The sequence below is a fragment of the Prosthecobacter sp. genome, from assembly GCF_029946185.1.
GTDB lineage: Bacteria > Verrucomicrobiota > Verrucomicrobiia > Verrucomicrobiales > Verrucomicrobiaceae > Prosthecobacter.
Map to the genome: position 1 here is coordinate 1 of NZ_JAQSEA010000235.1, position 19,631 is coordinate 19,631.

Annotated in this window: 17 protein-coding genes; 9 read left to right on the forward strand and 8 right to left on the reverse strand. The window is 57.7% G+C overall.

Translation table 11 applies throughout. From position 1 onward, the window contains the following. On the forward strand, positions 1–460 hold a 460-nt coding region (locus PSV43_RS19490), incomplete at its 5' end, for a nicotinamide-nucleotide amidohydrolase family protein (RefSeq protein WP_300201407.1). A gap of 97 nt (positions 461–557) precedes the next feature. On the opposite strand, the gene PSV43_RS19495 is transcribed toward PSV43_RS19490, so the two are convergent. Further along, positions 558–2,237: a ribulokinase gene (locus PSV43_RS19495; protein ID WP_300201410.1), complete on the reverse strand. Its 1,680-nt coding sequence runs from the start codon at positions 2,235–2,237 to the stop codon at positions 558–560. A gap of 176 nt (positions 2,238–2,413) precedes the next feature. Between PSV43_RS19495 and PSV43_RS19500 the strand changes: the two genes are divergently transcribed. Together PSV43_RS19500 and PSV43_RS19505 are read left to right on the forward strand one after the other, a co-directional pair. Next, positions 2,414–2,779: a hypothetical protein gene (locus tag PSV43_RS19500; protein ID WP_300201413.1), complete on the forward strand. Its 366-nt coding sequence runs from the start codon at positions 2,414–2,416 to the stop codon at positions 2,777–2,779. A 109-nt stretch (positions 2,780–2,888) separates the two neighbouring features. Beyond that, the gene (locus PSV43_RS19505; RefSeq protein WP_300201415.1) at positions 2,889–3,353 is read left to right on the forward strand and encodes a hypothetical protein; all 465 of its coding nucleotides are present in this window, start codon (positions 2,889–2,891) and stop codon (positions 3,351–3,353) included. Positions 3,354–3,387: 34 nt separating this feature from the next. Here PSV43_RS19505 and PSV43_RS19510 read toward each other — a convergent pair whose 3' ends face one another. After that, on the reverse strand, positions 3,388–4,251 hold the full coding sequence (locus tag PSV43_RS19510) for an ATP-binding protein (RefSeq protein WP_300201417.1): 864 nt from the start codon (positions 4,249–4,251) through the stop codon (positions 3,388–3,390). A gap of 654 nt (positions 4,252–4,905) precedes the next feature. After that, entirely contained in the window at positions 4,906–5,562 is a 657-nt protein-coding gene (locus PSV43_RS19515; protein WP_300201420.1) for a GAF domain-containing protein, read from the reverse strand. A 316-nt stretch (positions 5,563–5,878) separates the two neighbouring features. Here PSV43_RS19515 and PSV43_RS19520 point away from each other — a divergent pair, with 316 nt between their 5' ends. The 3 genes from PSV43_RS19520 (at position 5,879) to PSV43_RS19530 (ending at position 8,290) form a co-directional block, all read left to right on the forward strand. Next, the gene (locus tag PSV43_RS19520) at positions 5,879–6,556 is read left to right on the forward strand and encodes a DUF1080 domain-containing protein (protein ID WP_300201423.1); all 678 of its coding nucleotides are present in this window, start codon (positions 5,879–5,881) and stop codon (positions 6,554–6,556) included. A gap of 72 nt (positions 6,557–6,628) precedes the next feature. After that, positions 6,629–7,420, forward strand: coding sequence for a dienelactone hydrolase family protein (locus tag PSV43_RS19525; protein WP_300201426.1), 792 nt, complete (start codon positions 6,629–6,631; stop codon positions 7,418–7,420). Between the two features lie 15 nt (positions 7,421–7,435). Continuing rightward, positions 7,436–8,290 (forward strand): hypothetical protein, encoded by an 855-nt coding sequence (locus PSV43_RS19530; protein WP_300201428.1) that lies wholly within the window; start codon positions 7,436–7,438, stop codon positions 8,288–8,290. Between the two features lie 53 nt (positions 8,291–8,343). On the opposite strand, the gene PSV43_RS19535 is transcribed toward PSV43_RS19530, so the two are convergent. Together PSV43_RS19535 and PSV43_RS19540 are read right to left on the reverse strand one after the other, a co-directional pair. Continuing rightward, positions 8,344–10,791, reverse strand: a complete 2,448-nt coding sequence (locus tag PSV43_RS19535; protein WP_300201431.1) for a PPC domain-containing protein — start codon at positions 10,789–10,791, stop codon at positions 8,344–8,346. Between the two features lie 48 nt (positions 10,792–10,839). Further along, positions 10,840–11,388, reverse strand: coding sequence for a hypothetical protein (locus PSV43_RS19540; protein ID WP_300201434.1), 549 nt, complete (start codon positions 11,386–11,388; stop codon positions 10,840–10,842). 166 nt (positions 11,389–11,554) lie between these two features. On the opposite strand from PSV43_RS19540, the gene PSV43_RS19545 reads away from it, so the two are divergent. Further along, entirely contained in the window at positions 11,555–12,307 is a 753-nt protein-coding gene (locus tag PSV43_RS19545; protein ID WP_300201435.1) for a hypothetical protein, read from the forward strand. Further along, positions 12,304–14,460 carry a tetratricopeptide repeat protein gene (locus PSV43_RS19550; RefSeq protein ID WP_300201438.1) on the forward strand — a complete coding sequence of 719 codons (2,157 nt, stop codon included), beginning with the start codon at positions 12,304–12,306 and terminating at the stop codon, positions 14,458–14,460. The genes PSV43_RS19545 and PSV43_RS19550 overlap by 4 nt, the downstream gene beginning before the upstream one ends. Before the next feature lie 22 nt (positions 14,461–14,482). Here PSV43_RS19550 and PSV43_RS19555 read toward each other — a convergent pair whose 3' ends face one another. The 3 genes from PSV43_RS19555 to PSV43_RS19565 form a co-directional block, all read right to left on the reverse strand. Continuing rightward, entirely contained in the window at positions 14,483–16,567 is a 2,085-nt protein-coding gene (locus PSV43_RS19555; RefSeq protein WP_300201441.1) for an FAD-dependent oxidoreductase, read from the reverse strand. A 157-nt stretch (positions 16,568–16,724) separates the two neighbouring features. Then, positions 16,725–18,128, reverse strand: coding sequence for an efflux transporter outer membrane subunit (locus PSV43_RS19560; RefSeq protein WP_300201444.1), 1,404 nt, complete (start codon positions 18,126–18,128; stop codon positions 16,725–16,727). Positions 18,129–18,191: 63 nt separating this feature from the next. Then, a complete protein-coding gene (locus PSV43_RS19565; protein WP_300201447.1) occupies positions 18,192–18,494 on the reverse strand; it encodes a hypothetical protein in 303 nt (100 codons plus the stop codon). 95 nt (positions 18,495–18,589) lie between these two features. On the opposite strand from PSV43_RS19565, the gene PSV43_RS19570 reads away from it, so the two are divergent. Then, a partial coding sequence (locus PSV43_RS19570; protein WP_300201450.1) for a sulfatase-like hydrolase/transferase occupies positions 18,590–19,631 on the forward strand: 1,042 nt, incomplete at its 3' end.

Genomic DNA, 19,631 nt, shown 5'->3' on the forward strand with positions numbered 1-19,631 from the left:
GTTGCTCAGCGAGCGCCGCGAATCGCTCGCCACCGCCGAGTCCTGCACCGGTGGGACGATTGCGAATCGCATCACCGATGTCAGCGGTGCCTCGCGTGTGTTTGGCCACGGCTGGGTCACGTATGCGAATGAAGCCAAGCGCCAGCACCTCGGCGTGCCGATGGAGCTCATCGAAACCCACGGCGCCGTGAGCGAAGAAGTCGCCCGCGCCATGGCCGAAGGCGCGCTGAAAAACAGCGGAGCCGACCACGCGCTGTCAGTGACAGGCATCGCTGGCCCCACGGGTGGCACGCCGGAGAAACCCGTGGGCACCGTGTGGATCGCGCTGGCTTCGAAGAACGCCGAGACCTGGGCGCAGAAACGCTTCTCCCCCGGTTCGCGCGATCGCTTCAAGCTACTGACCTCGCAGGCCGCGCTGGAGATGCTGCGCCGGCGGCTGTTGGGCATTGGAGTGAAGTGAGGCAGGATAGACGATTATCAATCCGCCGAGGAGGAAGGCAACGTGAGCGGCCATTCCTGATTTGTCAGCAAGGAGGATCATTACTCGAATTCATTCATCAGCTCTGGCGAGCCCGAATGTCCAGCAACTGCTTCATCACGTGGTTGATCTTGCCGCTCCATTCGGTGGTGCCGAAGGCGTCGTGGAGGGTGCGGTAGAGGGTGTAGAGTTCGGCGTAGATGGCCTGATTTTCGGGGATGGGGTAATAGACTTTTTCGCGGGTGGCGGTGACTTGAGATTGAAGGGAGTGGATGTCCCCTGCCCCGGCGGCGGCGGCACCGAAGATGGCGGCACCTAGCGCGCAGGTCTGCTCGCTCCGGCTGACTTTCATGGGCTTGCCGATGATGTCGGCGTAGCACTGCATGAGGGTGGCGTTTTTGATGGAGAGGCCGCCGGTGTTGATGACTTCCTCCACTTTGACGCCGTATTCTTCGACGCGCTTGATGATGGTCAGCGCACCAAAGGCGGTGGCCTCGATGTAGGCGCGGTAAATCTCATGCGCCTCGGTGTGGAGGGTTTGTCCGAGGAGCAGGCCGGTGAGGCGGACATCGACGAGGACGGTGCGGTTGCCGTTGTTCCAGTCGAGCGCGAGCAGGCCGGTGGAGCCGGGCTTTTTGCCGAGCATGGCTTTTTCCATGTTCACGAATTTGTCGCCGACGGTTGCGCCGTAGCTGTCGGGGACGAGGTGATTGACGAACCAGAGGAAAATGTCGCCCACGGCGCTTTGTCCGGCTTCAATGCCGTAGTAGCCGGGGAGCACGGAGCCGTTGACGATGCCGCAGACGCCGGGGATATCGGCAAGTGGTTTGCTGGTAGGAGCGATCATGAGATCGCAGGTACTGGTGCCAAGAATTTTGACCAGCGTGCCCTCTTTAATGCCAGCGCCGACTGCGCCCATGTGAGCATCAAACGCGCCGACGCTGATGGCGATGCCTTCTTTGAGGCCGAGACGTTTGGACCATTCGGCGCAGAGGCTGCCAGCTTTGACATCGGCGGTGTGCGCCTCGGAGTAGAGGCGGTCGCGCAGATCGGCGAGAGAAGGATCGAGTTTGGCGAGGAATTCTTTGTCCGGCAGGCCACCCCACTCAGTGCTGAACATGGCCTTGTGTCCGGCGCTGCAGACGCCGCGCTTGAGCGTGCGTGGGTTGGTGTTGCCGGTGAGCACGGCGGGAATCCAGTCGCAATGCTCCACGAAGCTGAACGCAGCAGAAAAGACCTGAGCATCCACGCGGCGGAGGCGGAGGATTTTGCTCCACCACCATTCGCTGGAGTAGATGCCGCCGCATTTGGCGATGATGTTGGGCCGCATTTCATGCGCGAGCTTGGTGATCTCGGCGGCTTCGGCGTAGCCGGTGTGGTCTTTCCAGAGCCAGACCATGGCGTTAAGATTGTCTTTGAACTCGGGCAGCAGCCCCAGAGGCGTGCCTTCTTTGTTCACTGGAATGGGTGTGCTGCCGGTGGTGTCGATGCCGATGCCGATGACTTGGGCGGGATCAAAGCCGGGGACGTTTGCCTGCGCCTGCTGCAAGGCACCGCCCACCACTGCTTCGAGGCCATCGAGGTAATCCTGCGGATTCTGCCGCGCCACATGCGGGTCTCTAGGATCGAGCAGGATGCCCATCTCTCCGCTCGGGTAATTGAACACGGTTGAGCCGACTTCAGCGCCGTTGTCGAGGTCGATGAGGAGAGAGCGGCAGGAGTTCGTGCCGTAGTCGATGCCGAGGGAGTAGCGCTTCATGGGTTGGGAAAGGGAGCCGAAGTGTTAGCTGAACCATCTCACAGTGCGAGCCAAAACCGGACAAGCTTTGTGACCGGGGTGTGACGGTTCTTGATGCCGCGTCATCGCTGCTCGCGGGAAAATACCGGCCACCATTTGGAGCGTGGCGAAACGAGAGCCGTGTGGCAGATTGCCCAATGAGCGCGGCTGCCGCCAAATCCTATGCCTGGTTCAACTCCCGCACCGAACGCCCCGGGCATGAGGTGATGGTGGACGTATTTCGATTCACCGCAGATAAGATCGAAGCTGATCCCTCCCTGCTGGAGATCCCCCTCGCCAACATCGACCGCTGGCTGCTGGTGAGCCAGTCATCCGCCAAACGCCTGGAACAATGGCGAAGCATTATTCTGGAGGCTCAAGCCTCGGTCACTGGCATGCAAAAGCTACTGGCGCTGCTGCGAGATCAATCGGCGGAGGCGATTTTCTTGAAGGAGTTCGCGCCTTTCCCCGGAGTACTTACCAAGGCTGAACGCGCCCAGTTTCAATGGACCTCCGCTCACTGAATCATCTCATCGGGCGAGTGCGGCAGATCGTGGCTGGTCGCCGCATTCTGGTGTTTGGTTCGTCCTCACTGTTTGCCTCCTTCCCAACGTCACCGCCAGACATAATGGTGTGGAGTCCACGCTCGATGCCGATTTCTTTCTCGATCCGGATGATGAAAGTTTTCGCGCTATTCTCGTTGGCGAATTAGGGCGCAATCAGGAGTTTCATCTTACAACCGGTCATTACGGTGACTTCGTGGACCTCCGGCTCGCAGACGATTTCCCTGACGGCTGGCGCGAGCGCCTGGTGCCGATGCCGGGCTTTGACGATGTGTTTGCACTCGATCCGGTGGACATGTGTGTGACGAAGATCGCCGCCACGGCAAATGCCCGGTTAAGTCTGCGCCTTGGTCGTGGCGGGGTGGATCGTGGCATGAAAGATATCAACACCTTCGTCCTGCTCTTGAAGCACCAGCGCATCGACCGTGCCGAACTCACGCAACGTCTGCGCCAGATGGACTACACGCCCGCCCTCACCGTGGAGTGCGGCAGCGTCTTTGCCCAAATCCTCGCGCTGGTGGATGCGGCTGCCTGACCGCACGACCCCGAGCGGAGAGATTCTTCGTCTCTTACCGACCAGGGTGCAGTGCGTCATGAATGGCACGCAAAAGTGTGCCCGCGTTGTATGGCTTGCGCAGGATAGACTCCACGTGCAGCTCATTGAGTTGGTCGAGAAGCGCCTTCTCGGCCACGCCGGTGGAACCGATGATTGGGACGTCCGAGCTGACCTTCCGCAACGTGCGGACAAGCAGCACGCCATTCATGACCGGCATCATGACATCCGTCAAAACGACGGCACCATCGCACATGTTTTCCGAGAGCGCTGCGAGGGCTTCGGCACCATCGTTGGCAAGCAGGACCCGGTAACCGTTTGCCTCCAGCACCGTGCGTGCCGCATGCGTGATCGCAGGCTCATCATCCACCACGAGCACCAACTCTCCGTGGCCGGTTGGAGGAGTTGCGGATGAATCGAGCTCTGCCACCACCTCCTGATCCAGGGAGGCGGGCAAATAAATCTGGAAGGTCGTCCCGACCCCGCACTCACTCGCCACCTTGAACAGACCGCCATGGCTCTTGACGATGCCATGGACGCTTGAGAGGCCGGCGCCTTTGCCTACGCCTTTGGTGGTGAAGAATGGGTCGAAAATGCGCTCCAGGATTTTTGGCGAAATACCGCTGCCAGTGTCTCCCACTTCCAGCAGCACATACTGGCCGGGGGTGATTTCGGGCAGCATGCTCGCGTAGCTGTCGTCGATGTCGAGGTTGGTTGCACTGAGTCGAAGTGTGCCGCCATTCGGCATGGCGTCCCGCGCATTCACACACAGGTTGAGCAGGACTTGGTGAAGCTGCGTGGCATCTCCAAGCACGAGCCGCAAACGTGGCCCGGTCACACATTCCACGATGATGTCCTTCGGAAAAGTACTGCGGATCATTTGCTCCATCTCGCTGATCAGCATCTCGATCTGGAGGGGGGGCTTTTCGCCGTCCAGGCCGCGACCAAAGGTGAGGACCTGCTTGACGATCTGCGCACCGCACTCAGCTCGATGGTATCGTACAGGTTTACGCGCTTGTCCTCCGCTATGCCCATGCGCAGAACGGCCATGGACATCATGATGGGTGTGAGGATGTTACTGAGGTCATGCGCGACACCACTGGCGAGCGTGCCGATGCTCTCCATGCGCTGCGCACGGAGGAACTGAGCCTCGAGTTTTTTTGCGTTCAGTGATGTCGTGAAAGGTCCATACCCGCCCATAGTATTTGCCATCAGTGCCGCGCACGGGAGCGGAGTAACGTTCCATCATGGTCCCGTCCACCTGCTCAATGACATCACTGCTGGATTCGTCTGGATGCGCATAAAGGTGCGCTACCTTTTCGGCAAAAGCCTGAGGCTCCCTGACCCGGCCGAGGACGAACTGGACTTGAAGGGAATCGTCAGGGTCATCGGCAATCAGGGGTGGGATTTTCCAAAGCTCGTTCATTCTCCGGTTCTGGATCAGTTTTTTTCCTCTCTGTCCACCACGAGGATGCCATCAACTGCGGAATGCACCTGCGCTTCAAAGAAAGCCGTGCGCCAGCGCAGTTCCTGCTCAGACATGCGGTGCTTTGTATCGGCTTCGCTCACCTCCAGGGCGAAGCCGATGTCCCATGGCCAGTTCATCCAGCAGCAGCATTTCCTCGTCGTTGAAGAAGCCCGCCTGATCCGAATGGAGAGTGAAGACGCCGCTCACTTTGCCTCCGGCTTTGAGCGGGAAGCTGGCGGACGAACGGTAACCACGCTTGAGCATCTCTTCACGCCACGGTGCCATGAGCGGGTCATGCTCCACATCGATGCAGGTGACATGCTCTCCGGATAGAAAAGAACGCCCCGAGGGCCCGCTGCTCCGCGCCTTGTCACGCAAATCAATGTTCACCAGATCCAGATACCCCTCCACCACACCCGCAGAGGCCGCCGGCAGCACCTTCTGAGCCGCCTCATCGTGTGCAACCTTCAGACTCGAGTCCCGTAACTGGGCCGTCTGCGCAGAACCTGCCACCAATACCCAGCCAATGCTGCGGGAGATGGCCATCCGCATATAATGGGCGTTGATCGTGCCGGGCACCGCATCTTGGGCGATCAACTCACTATCTCTCTGAACCTGCCGGCCGCTCAAGTAAGCCGCAGCCGCCAGTGCAACTAAGAGCCCCAGAATCGTGATGGTCGCCAGACGTATCTGAAGTGATGTTTCGCGTGGTTTTTTCATCATCCCCTTAGATTTCGAGACATTCTAATTCTAGTTGGGCGCCTCTCTCCTCACTGGCAGCGACCAAGGTTGGTTAGCGGGTCAATTCTTCAATAGTTAGGCTTATTTCATTCACTCAATCAAATAAATGCGGGCTTAAATCGCTCACAGTGAATGATCACAACCCACATCATTGCTCCATGGTTGGACGGCATCATTTCACGACAAACCATCTCGCGCTGATAGCTAAAAATCGGCAAGCTTTGTGGCCAAGGTGAGTCTGTTCGTGATTCGAGAAGTGAAGAAAGACCGCTGCTACCAGCCCGTTTATCACCGCCCTATGACCAACCGCCTGCTCTCCTTCGCCGCCTTCGTTTCCCTCACTGCCGCCCTGAATGCCGGGGACGATTTTGTCCCGCTGTTTGATGGCAAAACCCTCTCGGGCTGGGAACAGCACAGCGGCAAAGCCGAGTATCGCGTGGAGAACGGCACCATCGTAGGCAAGACCGTGCCAGACACAGGCAACTCCTTCCTCTGCACCACCAAGAAGTATGCAAACTTCATTCTGGAAATCGAGTTCAAGGTCGATCCCTCCATGAACTCCGGAATTCAATTCCGCAGCAACTACTTCGCGAAGGACACGGAGATCGAGGTCGCCGGTAAAAAGAAAAAAATCCCCGCCGATCGAGTGCATGGCTATCAGTTTGAGATTGATCCCAGCCCTCGCGCCTACACTGGCGGCATCTATGACGAAGGCCGCCGCGCATGGCTCTTTGATCTGAAGAACAACGAGCCCGCCCGCAAGGCCTTCAAGCAGGGCGAATGGAATCAGGCGCGCATTGAGTGCCGCGGCAGCAGCATCAAGACCTTTCTCAACGGCGTCCCGGCGGCCGACCTCACCGATGACTTGACCCCCGAAGGCATCATCGCCCTGCAGGTGCACGGCATTGGCAAGAAGAAGGAAGCCGTGGGCAAGGAAGTGATGTGGAAAAATATCCGCATCCAGGAACTCAAGTAGAATGATCTTTCGAGTTCGTCCGGGAAACGAGTTGGAAAACTCGCTTCCATCTGCGTACACTGAGCCATATCCATGAAAACCAACCACACTCTGCTTTTCATCTCCTCCTTGTTCCTTTCCACAAGCCTGCTGCAGGCGGAGATCAAAGAAACCATCGTCGATTACAAATCAGGTGACGTCGTCTGCGAAGGCCTTCACGTCGTCGATACCGCAAAGACCGGCAAGCTGCCCTCGATCCTGATCATCCACCAATGGACCGGCTTGAGTGACAACGAGAAGATGCGCGCCCACATGCTGGCCGAACTCGGCTACAACGTCTTCGCTGCCGACATCTACGGCAAAGGCATCCGCCCGCAGCCCCCCGCCGCAGGGCAGGAAGCCGGGAAGTACAAGGCCAATCGCAAGCTGTACCGCGAGCGCATGCTGTCCGCACTGGAAGTGCTGGACAAAAACCCGCAGACCGACCTCTCCAAAGTCGCCGCCATCGGCTACTGCTTTGGTGGCACCGGCGTCATCGAACTGGCCCGCAGCGGCGCGCTCATCAAAGGCGTCGTCAGTTTCCATGGCGGACTGGACTCTCCGAATCCTGCCGACGGCAAAAACATCAAGGGCAAGGTGCTTGCCTTGCATGGCGCGGATGACCCCTTTGTTAAAGCCCCCGACATCGCCGCGTTTGAGCAGGAGATGAAGGACGCAAAGGTGGACTACAAGCTCGTGAGCTATCCCGGCGCGGTGCATGCCTTCACCCAGAAGGCTGCAGGCAATGACAACAGCAAAGGGGCGGCGTACAATGAGGCCGCTGACAAAGCCTCCTGGGAGGAGATGAAGGCTTTCTTCGCACGCATCTTCAAGACGGAAGGCTGAACGAGGAAACCTCACATGAAACGATTTCTGCTGCTGCAAGCCACTCTGGCCTTTGCTGTGCTTTCGGCAGCGGAAGAGCCCACGAACTTCATCCGGTTCGTGGAAGAGGATGAAAGCGACAGCCTGCAAACAGCCGTGGTGAGTTATGAGTCGCCGCAGAAGGTGACGGTAGATCTGGTGGGAGCCATCCACATTGCGGACAAGGCGTATTTCGATGGGCTAAATGTGAGGTTCAAAGGCTATCAAGCGGTACTGTATGAACTCGTGGGCCCGTCATTCGAGGAACGGGACAAACCCGAGGTCAAAAAGCAGGCGGAGAAGCTGCAGTGGGTGGGCCAGTTGCAAACGCTGATGCGGGATACGCTGAAGCTGCACGGCCAGCTTGAAGGAATCGACTACACCGCAAAAAACTTCGTGCATGCGGACATGGACATGTCGCAGTTTACGCAGACACAGACTCAGAAGCAGGAGAGCTTTCTTTCGCTCTACCTGAAGGCCGCGCAGGCGCAGAAGGAGGTCAATGAGAAGCGTGGCGTCAATTCGGATGCAGCCGGGATGGTGCTGCTGCTGAAAATTTTCACGATGAAGGACAGCAGCACAGAGCTGAAGCGCATGATCGCGCAGGAGTTTGACAGTGTGGAGGACATCATGGCGGGCATGGAAACCGGCGACGGCACGGTGCTCGTGGGGGAGCGAAACAAGGTCGCGCTGCAGGTCATGGACAAGGAGATCGCCACTGGAAAGAAGCGCATCGCCATTTTTTATGGCGCCGCACATCTGGGAGACATGGAGGAGCGGCTGTTCAAGCAGGGCTTCAAGCGCACCAAGGTGGAGTGGCTGAAGGCGTGGGATCTGCCGCACGCGAAATAAAATGAGGAAGGCCGAAGCCTTCCTCATCGAAATCTCAAAGCTATACTTCCCAGTTACTTCTTCGTGCCTGCCGCCTCCATGCGGAGCTGCTCCAGACGAGACAAAACTTTCGGTGCAGCCGGAGCGGCGGGCTTAGCGGCTTCCTTGGGCTTGTTCGCAGCGACCACCGCTGGGGCTGGCGGCGGAGCCACCACCTTGCGCGGTGCATCAATGCGCAGGATGGAGCCGAGTGCGATGCGATGAATCGTGGTGGTATTGGTGCCTTTGATTGGGACATCGACGCGCACAAAGAGATTGGCTTGTTTGCCGATGGGGGACTTGTCATTGGTGACCACTTTGAAGGAGACTTCTTTGGTGTCCTTGGTGATCTTGGCTGGCTCAATCGGGATGGTGTCTGGGACGCCGAGCACTTGGGCGGTGGCCTCGCCTTCAAAGGGCAGAAGCTGCTCCAGCTTGGCGACCATGACGGCTTCCTTGCCCTGCTCCACCGCGACGAGCGGGATGGCAGGTGCATTGATGTAAGCCGGCGCGGTGACGACCGCGGTGAATGGCGACGCATTGTAGATGCGGCCGCTGCCTGCATCTGCCTCGCCCATGACGGTGAAATTCCAGGAGCCGGCAGGTGTGCCCGCATTGGCATCCAACTGGAAGATGCATTCGTTCTGACCTTCCGGGATGGTCTGCTCTCCGAGAGCACTGACGCCGTTCGGCTTCCAGATCATCAGTACGCGGATGGGGGCCTTGAAGCCTTCCTTGCGCTTGGAGACGACCTTGAGTTCGAGGATGCCGTTATTTACCAGCGGCACGGCGGGCTTGACGATTTCGAGGGAGTAGGGAGCTTCCTCGACGACGGCGACGGGAAGGCGGTCTTCTATCTGGGTGTAATAGACGACGTTTCCATTGCGGACGATGTCGAACTCCTGGCGCAGTTTGCCGCGTGTCTTGATATTCGGATCGACGGCATTGAGAGAGATGGGAACGACCTGATGGCCGAGAGGGGCATCGGCGGTGGCTTCAAAGAGCAGGGGCACGCCGCCGAGGTCTTTCGGTACCATTTCAGTGAGCAGTTTCACACCCTTTGGCATGTTCTGGACTTCAAACTTGAAGTCGCCCGCGACGTTGTTGCGACTGACGTTGACGAGCGTGGCGTAGCGTCCACCTTTGGGCACGGGAATGAACTGACGGTAGTTGTTGTCGTTCACCGAATACTGGGGCGAGGCAAAGAAGACCTCGGGCTCGGCGGCGATGAGTTCGAGGCGATAGACGTAATTCGAGCCGCCACGTTCCAGATGATCGGTCACGCGCACGAAGTAATCGCCGTCGGCAGGAATGGCGACCTTGAACTTGCTGTCAAGACGGCGGCGACCACCACCGTCGTCGTTGCCGCTGATAGAGCCGCCTTTGGCATTGTAGATGTTCACCACACTGTCGAGCGGGGAACCGAGGCTCTGCGCATAGGCCTGAACTTCCAAGGTCATGCCTTTCTTGAGCGGCACTTTGAAGAAGTCCACATCACCGGGTTTTTCGATGATGCCATTGAGTGCGATCGGCGAACCAGGAGAGACGGTGGCCTTTGCCTGCTCGTCATTCGGCTCGGCTTCGAGCACGTTGTCGTAGTTGACTAGGAAGAAGGGATTGCCGGAAGGCGCAGGCTCTTGGGACTTTGAAAACAGCATGTAATCAGTCTCAATTTCCGCAGGTAGCTGCACCTCTTCTTCAAAGGAGCTGTCACGCTCAATGAAGCGCACCTTGGTCTTGCTGCCGATCTTGCCACCAGCGGGATACACGACATCCGGACGGCGGAAACTGCCGACGTGCAGGCGGTAATACGAATTGCCACCGCCACGGTAGGATGATTCACGGATCATGACGGTGTAGTCACCATCTTCTTCAGCTACATAGGAGCAGTAGCCGTCCTGACGGTGCAGGATGGTGTCATCCGAGATCACCTTTTCGAAGCGGTCCTTGTCGATGATGGCAAGGAAGGGGTCAAACACGGTGTAGCCGAGGCGCAGGCCGTCCACTTCCACGGAGAGGCGCTGGCCTTTTTTCAGGGTGACGCGGTAGTTGTCCACATCCTCATTTTGCACGACGCCTTCGATGGTTTGATTCAACTGGATGACCTGCGGCGTCTCGAAATCGCTGTTGGGCTCCTTTTCGTCCACGTTCGGGAAGATGCCCACGAAGAACTGTCGGGCATGTGAGATGCCGGACTTCGTGCGGATGCGCATGAGGTGATTCCCCGGCGACACATCCGGCGCGATGCCGATGGTGAGCTCCACCTTGTTCTTTTCCACTTTGTCCACGCTCTTCTGGGTGAAGCCGGGGGAGAAAAAGATCAGGCTCTCAAAGTCGTCCAACTGCGTGCCGGTGACGGTCAGCTTCACCTCCGTGCCACGCTGGCCGCCATTCGGCTTGGTGGTGGTAAAAGTGGGGTACGCAGCAAAAGCACTGGTGGCACAGGCTGCGATGATAAGGATCAAATGACGAAGAGTGGACATGACAGGGGTATGGGGGGCGATAGGCATACGGCCCATAAAAACGGAAAATTACGAACGGCTTGAAGTTCCTGCGGACATTTGGCGCCCCAGGCGCAGGCAGTAGAGCAGCGGCAGGGCCCCAAAGAGGCCGAACGAGCAGTCCACCAACCGCCAAGAGAGCGGGATGCCGCGCACTTCGCCGCAGATCAGCGCCAGGGGAAAAACTGCGGCACAGGCAAACAGCCCCACCTTCAGCACCCAGGCATTGGGCACCGGATCGCGCCACGGTCCGGCGATGAAAAATACCGCGATCATAAGGTGCCCAAAGGCCAGCCAGTCGGTGCCGTAGGCAACGAAGGGAAACTGCTGCTGTGTTACTTCCAGACCGTGCCAGACATAGCCGAGCCAAAAGGCGAGTCCTTCGTGCTGCGCGTAAGAGGCATGGTTTTCAATGCCGAGCAAGGAGGCCATGAGGCGCAGCTCATGCAGCAATGGGAAGGCGGTGAGACCGCTGAGGATCAGGCCGATGATGAAGAGGCCAAGAACCAAGCGGTAGCGTGGCAGCAGTGCGTCTTGTGAAACAGAACTAGAATAAGGCACAATAGATGAAACCTTCATAGAATGACTTAAAAAACCTGTTGATCACGCCGAAGTTGCTGCATTCATGCCACAATTATTCCGACTGGCGATGCCAACACACATTCCATGCCCCGATTGCAGCAAGACTTTTCTTAACTCTTATTCAGAATGCCCTCACTGCGGGAGGCCCAGCAGGTTTCCCAATGTGGATCAAGCCCTTGAAGGGAAAAATGGGCTTCAATTGCGCTATGCTGCCGCATTAGCCAACTCCATCAAGGATGGTTCAGAGCACCGGCTGAAAGCATTTGAGGCCTATGCAGGCACCTCGCATCTGACCATGAACCGTTCCTTGGCCTTTGCCCTGGAACTAGCGGACGAAAAAGGCGTTTACTCCACCTTTTACCAGCGGCGTGATGCCGGGTTGATTTTACCAGACGGAGGTGAATGGGATCGTTTGCGTGAGGCCGCAGACTCGCGATTTTTCGGCTCCAAGAAGGAGGAAATCCGCTTCGCTGCCCTTTCCACCGAAGGCCGTGGACTGACCAGCTATGGAGAATGCACGTTCATACCCGCAGAAAGGTTTGTTTCGCATCGCACTTCCTTTTCCGAAGAAAATACCGCCCACCGCCTGAAAACGAGAGGCCTGCCCCCAGGCGGGCAGCCCTTGTTTCAGCCGAATGAACTGGCTGATTGGAACAATCGAGCCCAGCTCAGCGTGTCAAAATCGGCACATCAGGTCACTCCGGCAACCCCAGACGCTGATTTTCCACAATTGATTTTGAAGCCAGGCGCGAATACTGATCAGGACGAGTTCGTCGAAGGTCATATTTATGGCCCCATGACAATCCACAGTTTTCGCAGTATTAGTGTGCCAGTCAGTTCTTCACGCTTCAAAAAATCCGTCATCAAAGGCTTGGCAGAAAAACTGCGGAAGCTTAGCATCACCACTTCAGCATGATCACGGCACTTCTGGCACCCGCGCTCGCTCAGGCATGGTTTCCCCATGCTCAGAGAGGTGCCATGCTCGGAACCAGCGCCAGTCCTGCGACCTTGGCGGACGATGTGCAAGTTTCACGCTGGTTGGCGGAATGGGAGCCTGTAGTCTTGGCGCAAATCAAAGAGACTGCCGAGCTTCCTGCTTTGCTAGCGAGGGAAACCGCGATTCACGATGCCTGCCTCATGCTTTCCTTAGCGGTGGATGATGATGTAACCGTTGAAACCAAGCTCGAAATTGCGACTGATTTTGATGAGATGCTCTCGGATGCCGCCTTCGAGCGTGGTTTCTCAGCCCTTTGGCATTCTCGCACACTTTCTCAGCCAGTGATCAAGGCGCTGCAAGATTTGCAGTCCACCTGCACCGATCTACTGCGGCTCAAATCATGGCTAGCGTTGATCCTTCAGCGCCAGAATTTGATAGGCGAACTCTGCCTTGCCTGGGATTTGATTCCCTCCGTCGCTTTCCAGGGCAACAGCCGAGAGATGCTGCGTGACCACTGCCGTGTGGCAGGTCATTTTCTAACGGCGGCTGAGGCCATTGAAAATGATACGGTGGAATCATATCTCGCAGATCGCCTCATGCTGCGGGACCTACCATCTACGGCCAATGCCCGTATTTTATTCACGAAGTGGCTCGCACGTTTCCGCCACCCGCACCACTCACACTCCCCCGTGGCTGATGACCTGGATCGTGAAGAATCCAACGAATCCCCATCTTTGCTCCAACAGAATTATAAAATTCATGCCGTGCTCACGCACGTCGAGCAGCAGAAGATTGAAATCAAACAGCTCATCGATAAACGTGATATTCATCAGGCGGAAAAAAAGGCCCAATGGCTACAGGATTATCAAAGGCCCCGTGGAGGTCATTCTCATCTAGCCAAATCGCTCTGCGACTTAGCCTCTCATGCACGCAAACGTGGCTTTTGGGAGATAGCGCTGAAATGGGCCAAAGAAGCTGGCAGGATCTCACCAGATGATCCTGTGACTGGCAATGAACGTGCAGAGTGCCTGCGTAGGCAAGGAAATATCGACGAGGCGCTTCAGGTGTATGAGCAGACACGCAAGGCGCATCCTCACAATCCGGTTACGTCTTGCGGCTACGCCGAGTGCCTACGTCAACTGGACAGGCTCGATGAGGCGCTCCAGATCTATGACCAGACGCGCAAGGCTAATCCTCACGAGCCAGTTCCCTCCTGCGGCTACGCCGAGTGCCTACGCCAACTGGGCAGGCTCGACGAGGCTCTCCAGATCTATGATCAGACGCGCAAGACCCATCCTCATGAGCCGGTTCCCCAATGCGGCTACGCTGAGTGCCTGCGCGAAGTTGGCCATATCAAAGAAGCGCTCCAAGTCTATGATCAGACGCGCGAGGCACATCCTCACGAACCAATTCCCCAATGCGGCTACGCCGAGTGCCTGCGCGAAGTCGGCAGCCTCAACGAGGCGCTACAGGTCTATGACCTGACGCGCAAGGCTCACCCTCACGAGCCGGTTCCCCACTGCGGCTACGCCAAGTGCCTGCGTGATCTAGGCAGATTCGACGAAGCGCTTGTAGAATTCGAATTCGCTCTCAAAATAAGCGATCACAATAACATCGCCAGAAATGCATTAGCATCTCTTCTCAGTCAGATGAATAAACATCAAGAGGCGTTGGATTTGCTCACCATATCTGGTTCTCAACAGCGCCGAGATTGGTTTGACATACATCTTCATGGCATGATTCTTCTGCGTATGGGACGTTGGAATGATGCTGAAGAAATCTTCCTTTCAGCCTCTGAAGCTAAACTAATTTCAAAAACTCGGAATTATTTCAATGTAGGTTTGGCTCTTTGTCGCATTCACCAGAAAAAATTCAAAGAAGCCATGCAACACCTTGAGACAAGCGTTCTCACGCCTCGTCTGGAAATACCTTTTCAGGTCCTGCGCGCACATGCGATGGCAGCATCAGGACGCAATGCAGATTCCCGTTCGATCCTCAATATACTGCACAGCCCTCGAAAGATTGTTATCGAGGTTGCTACCGAGATTCGTCACCGATTTTTCGATCATCACCCTCGGCATGACGAAGCTTGGTTACTAGACAAAGAGTCAGAGTTAGTGCTGTGCGCTTGAAAAGATTATTTGTGAATTTTTCTTACTCCTCCACCGGCAACCAGCGAGCGCCGTCGATGACGACGTAGCCGTCGGTGCCTTCGTTGGTGATAATCAACGCAGCGGGTTGGTCGGCTGTAAAATCAAACGCACCGAGATCAAACCAGAAGACGCCATCGGCCGGCTTGGGCTCCTTGAGGTTGAGCTTCATCCGCTGCACACCGCCGGCGTGGATCACTTCGACGGGTGCGTTGCTGGCGCGATTGCCGCTCGGTGGGGCGGCGAGGAAGACGCGGTATTTACCGGCCTTCGGGAGTTTCGTTTCAAAGCGGGCGCTGGCTTTGCCATCCTTGGCGTTGCCGTCATGGTTGTAGCCATCGCCGATGAAGGACTTCGCCGCGCCGCTTTCCTTCCAGTCGCCGGTCAGCTTGGCGTCGGTGTCATCGAGCACGACGCCTTTGAGCGATTTCGGATCGATGCCGCGCAGGGTGGTGGGGCCATCGAAATGCAGGATCTGGCCGTCTTTGAGAATCTGTGTCTTGAGTTGTTCATAGGGGACGTCTTGGACGGGGATGCCTGCATCGATTGCCATGACCGCCGCTGTGGCCGAGCTTTGGCCGAGGATCATGAACACGGGCTCCATGCGGATGCTGCCGTAGGCGATGTGGCTGGCGGACATGGCGACTGGGACGAGCAGGTTGCTCCCCTGCCCTTTCTTGGGAACGAGTGAACCATAGGCGATCTCATAGGGGCCTTTCGTGCTCGTGCCGATGTCGCCTTCGTTCTGCACAAAACCTTCTGGCGTGATGTAGCGCTGGATGTTGTGGGAATCGATGCCGTAGCTGCCCATGCCGACGCTGTTGGGTGTGGGGCGTCTTTTGAGCAGTTCGTTCTCGGTCATCACATAGCTGCCGATCATGCGGCGTGCTTCGCGGATGTAGAGCTGGTGGCTCCAGTTGCCGTTGTCTTTGAACTCGTCTTTCGGGAGGCCCCAGGTCTGCATTTCCTGCTGAATTTCCTTGGGCACACGGGGATCGTTGGCGATGAAATAGAGCCAGCCTTGCTGATAGCGTTCATGCGCGGTGATGATCTCACGACGGCGCTCGTAGCTGGCCTCGGGGTAGTCCCAGTTGCGGCCGATGTTATCGGTGCTGAAGGGGCCGTGGTTGTTGGTGTCGGTCTTGTGGTTCGGGATCGGGTCGAACTTGTGGAAGACATCGGTCCAGCCCTTGTCGAAGACGCGCACGAGCAGTTCGAATTCTTTCGGATCGTAGCCCTCCGGCTTCGCAAAGGGGACACGGTTTTCGGGATGATTCGTCAGGCACATGCGAAAGCAGTAGGCCTGCACTTTCTTGTCGCCTGCGCCGTATTCACCGGCCGGCTCCGTATTGATGTGAGGCAGCACGCCGCTCTTGGGATCTCCCGGCACGACGTAGGGACTGATGTTCATCTGGCCGAAGTGATGGGCGTGATGGAGCACGCCGACCTGCACGCCGTTCCATTTTTCTTCATAGACGCTCTGTGCCTCGCGGCCCACGTGGTAGTCCACGCCAGCTGCGGCCATCAGATCGCCCTCGTAGGTGGCGTCGATGAACATTTTGCCTGCGTATGTTTTTCCGCTCAGGGTGGTGATGGAGGTGATTTTATCGCCATCTTTCTTCACGCCTTTGGCGCGGTCCAGCCACTCATTGCGCACCACTTCGAGACCGAACTCCTTCACGTAATCTTCGAAGATCTGCTCCGCTACGTGGGGCTCGAAGATCCACATGGTGCGGTTTTCGCCATCCATGGCGGGAGTGCCCTGGCCTTTGCCACCGTATTCGGCTTTCTTCTGCTGAACCCAGGATGCGTCTTGGTCGTAGTGCTGCCAGACGCGGTGGTAGAAATCCCGCGCGAGCCCGCCGATGACCGCCTTGTTGCCCGTGTCGGTGAAACCGAGGCCGCCACTGCTCAATCCGCCCAGATGCTTGTCCGGTGACACCACGATGACCGTCTTCCCCATTTTCTTGGCCTGCACCGCAGCGACAATGGCTGAACAGGTGCCGCCATAGATGACGATGTCATGATCTGCTGCATGGAGAACCTGGCTGGAAAGCAGGAGGGAGGCTAGAAGAGTACGCAAGTGCATGGCTTGAGGGTGGGGTTGGCTGGGCCGAAGGTTTCCTTCGCTGCATGAAGGGCCTGGGCAAACGGAATGTTTGAGAGGTCAAGACGCTCAAGGATGTCTGCCTTCCGACACTTGACCCTCCTGACAGGCGAAGCCTTCACCTCACCTCACCTCACCACTACCAGCCGCCGCCGAGAGCCTTCAGCATGGCTACGCTGGCCATGAGGCGCTGGCCTTCCACCTGAGCGGAGAGGAGCTTGGCGTTGAGCACGGTGCGGTTGGCATCCACGACTTCAAAGTAGCTGGCGAGACCTTTCTGGTAGCGCAGTTCGGCCAAGCGCTGGGTCTCCTGCGCGGAGGCGATGGCGGCATCCAGTGCCCGCCCCTGTTTGGCATAGGCTCTGGCATCCAGCAGGCTGTCTTCGACTTCCTGCAGGGCCACCAGAATGCTCTGACGGTAATTTGCCAGAGTCTCATCGTATGAGGCCTTGCTCGCCCTCAAGTTAGCCCGCAGCTTTCCGCCCTGAAAAATCGGCAGCGTCATGCTGGGACCGATGGTCAAAACCCTGCTGCGCTGATCGTAGAGATGCTCGGCACCGATACTCTCCAGACCGCCGCTGCCGACGATGCTAAATGCCGGGTAGAACGAAGCCGCTGAAACCCCCACCTGGGCGTTTGCTTCGCGCATCTTCTGCTCCGCCGCACGAATGTCCGGACGGCGCTGCAGCAGGGTGGAAGGCAGTCCGGCCGGTACTTTCGGCGGGCGTGGCTGACTCGTGACCTTGCTGATGTGGAAATCGGAAGGGATATCTCCGCAAATGACCGCCAATGCGTTTTCGGCATTGCCACGCTGGCGTTCCAGCGCGGCCAGATCATTGCGGGCAAATTCCAGTTCTGTCCGGGCCCGCGCCACGTCCATTTCATTCGCCAGTCCGCCTTTGAAACGTGATTCTTGGAGCTTCAGGGCTTCATCCCGCCAGGTCTGCGTGCCAACCACGGCCAGCATCTGCCGGTCCAGCGAATGGGTTAGGAAGTACAGCCGCGCTACTTCTGCGGCTAGGGTCAGACGCCGGGCGGAGAGGGTCTCCATGGCGGCAAACTGGGAGGCCTTGGAGCTTTCCACATTGCGACGCACCCGTCCCCAGAGATCAATTTCCCAGCCCAGTTCGATCACGTTTTGAAACCGACGACGTTGCGTCTCGGGCAAGGCGATCCCTGAAGGGAGGTTGGCACCAAAGGAGCTTTGCGACAGACGCTCATACTGCATGCTATCCTTCATGTTGAGCTGGGGAAACCAATCCGCCTGCTTCACGCCGACGAGCGCGCGTGCGGTTTCGACGCGTGCCAGGGCACCGCGCAGTTCTTGGTTGTTCACCATCGCGCGTTCTTCCAGCCGGTTCAGTTCAGCAGAGCCGAACAACTTCCACCATTCGCCAGGGACAGGGATATCTGCGGTGTTCGCCTTGCTGCCATTCTTCCACTTGGAGGGCATCAGCACCTCCGGCAGTTTGAAGTTGGGCCCGACGCTGCAGGAAGCGCACGTCAATGCGGTCGTGAGGCAGAAAAGTCTAAAGTGGTTCATGCGCGCGTATTCATGGGGTGAAACGTTCTCAGTGCAACCCTCAAGACAAAGGTTTGTCCCCAGCTACTTAGGCAGACAGCCTGCCACTTTCTGCCGCCAACTGGCGAGGACATCGCCTGCCACCTCATGCGCTTCTTCAGAGCTGACATGTTCGGTGACAGAATGCGCGGCGGGCAGCCAGGATGGCGTGGAAATTTCACCAATGTGATCGTGCTTTTCCGCACGCAGAAAAGCGCGAAGCTGCACCGTGAGCTGATCTTTGCTGCGGTCATGGCTGGCGACCGCTTCAATGCAAACCTCAAACGGAACGGCCTCCACTTCAAGGATGCTGATGACTTGCGTGGTATCTAGCAGTGAGTGAATCATGTTCCGTAGGTTCGGGAGCAATGCGGGGGTGTCGTTGCCATGTTTGCGCTCAATTTTGCGAAGGTTACGCACCAAGCGCCCGTTATGACGCAACCATGCGTTTTCTTCTTTGCTGCCTTGCCCTGACCACCCTCGCCGCTGCTGCTGAAAAGCCGCTGAACATCCTCTTTCTCTTTGCCGACGACTGGGGCCGCTACGCGAGCATTTATGCAGAGCATGAGAAGTTCCCTTCGCCCAATCAGGTGGTCAAGACGCCGAACATCGACCGCATCGCCCGCGAGGGTGCGCTGTTTAGCCGGGCGTATGTGAACGCCCCGAGCTGCACGCCCTGCCGCAGCGCGTTGCTCTCCGGTCGTTACTTTTTCAACTGTGGCCGCGCCGCCATCCTGAATGGAGCGGTGTGGGACCCGGCGATTCCCAGCTACCCGCTGCTGCTCAAGGATCAGGGCTATCATCTTGGCAAATCTTACAAGGTCTGGGGACCGGGCGAGCCGTCAGATGCGCCTTATGGCGGCCAGCAGTTCGCGTATCAAAAAAGTGGCGGGCGCTGCAACCAGTTCTCCCAAAACGTGGATAAGCTCATGCAGGAAGGTGTCGCAGTCGAAGCGGCCAAGCAGCAGATCTACGACGAGGTGCGGGGAAACTTCGACAGCTTCCTCGCCGCCCGCCCCAAAGGTGCCCCCTTCGTCTTCTGGCATGGCCCGACCAACGTGCATCGCAAGTGGGTCAAAGGCAGCGGGCTGGCCCAGTGGGGCATCAATCCGGACGATCTGAAAGGCAAGCTGCCCAAGCACCTGCCTGATGTGCCAGAATTCCGAGAGGACTTTGGCAGCTACCTGGGTGAAATTCAGGCCTTCGACGCGCAGGTGGGTGTGATCATCAAGCAACTCAAAGACGCAGGCGAGTACGACAACACCGTCATCGTCATCAGCGGCGACCACGGCGCGCCCGGTTTCCCCGGCGGCAAGTGCAACCTCTATGACTTCGGCGTGAACGTCACCCTCGCCATCCGCTGGCCCGGCCAGCCCGGTGGCCGCTACATCGACGACTTCGTCAATCTCATGGACCTCGCCCCCACCTTCCTGGAGATCGGTGGTGCCAAGATTCCAGCAGGAGTGAATGGCAAGAGCCTCGTGA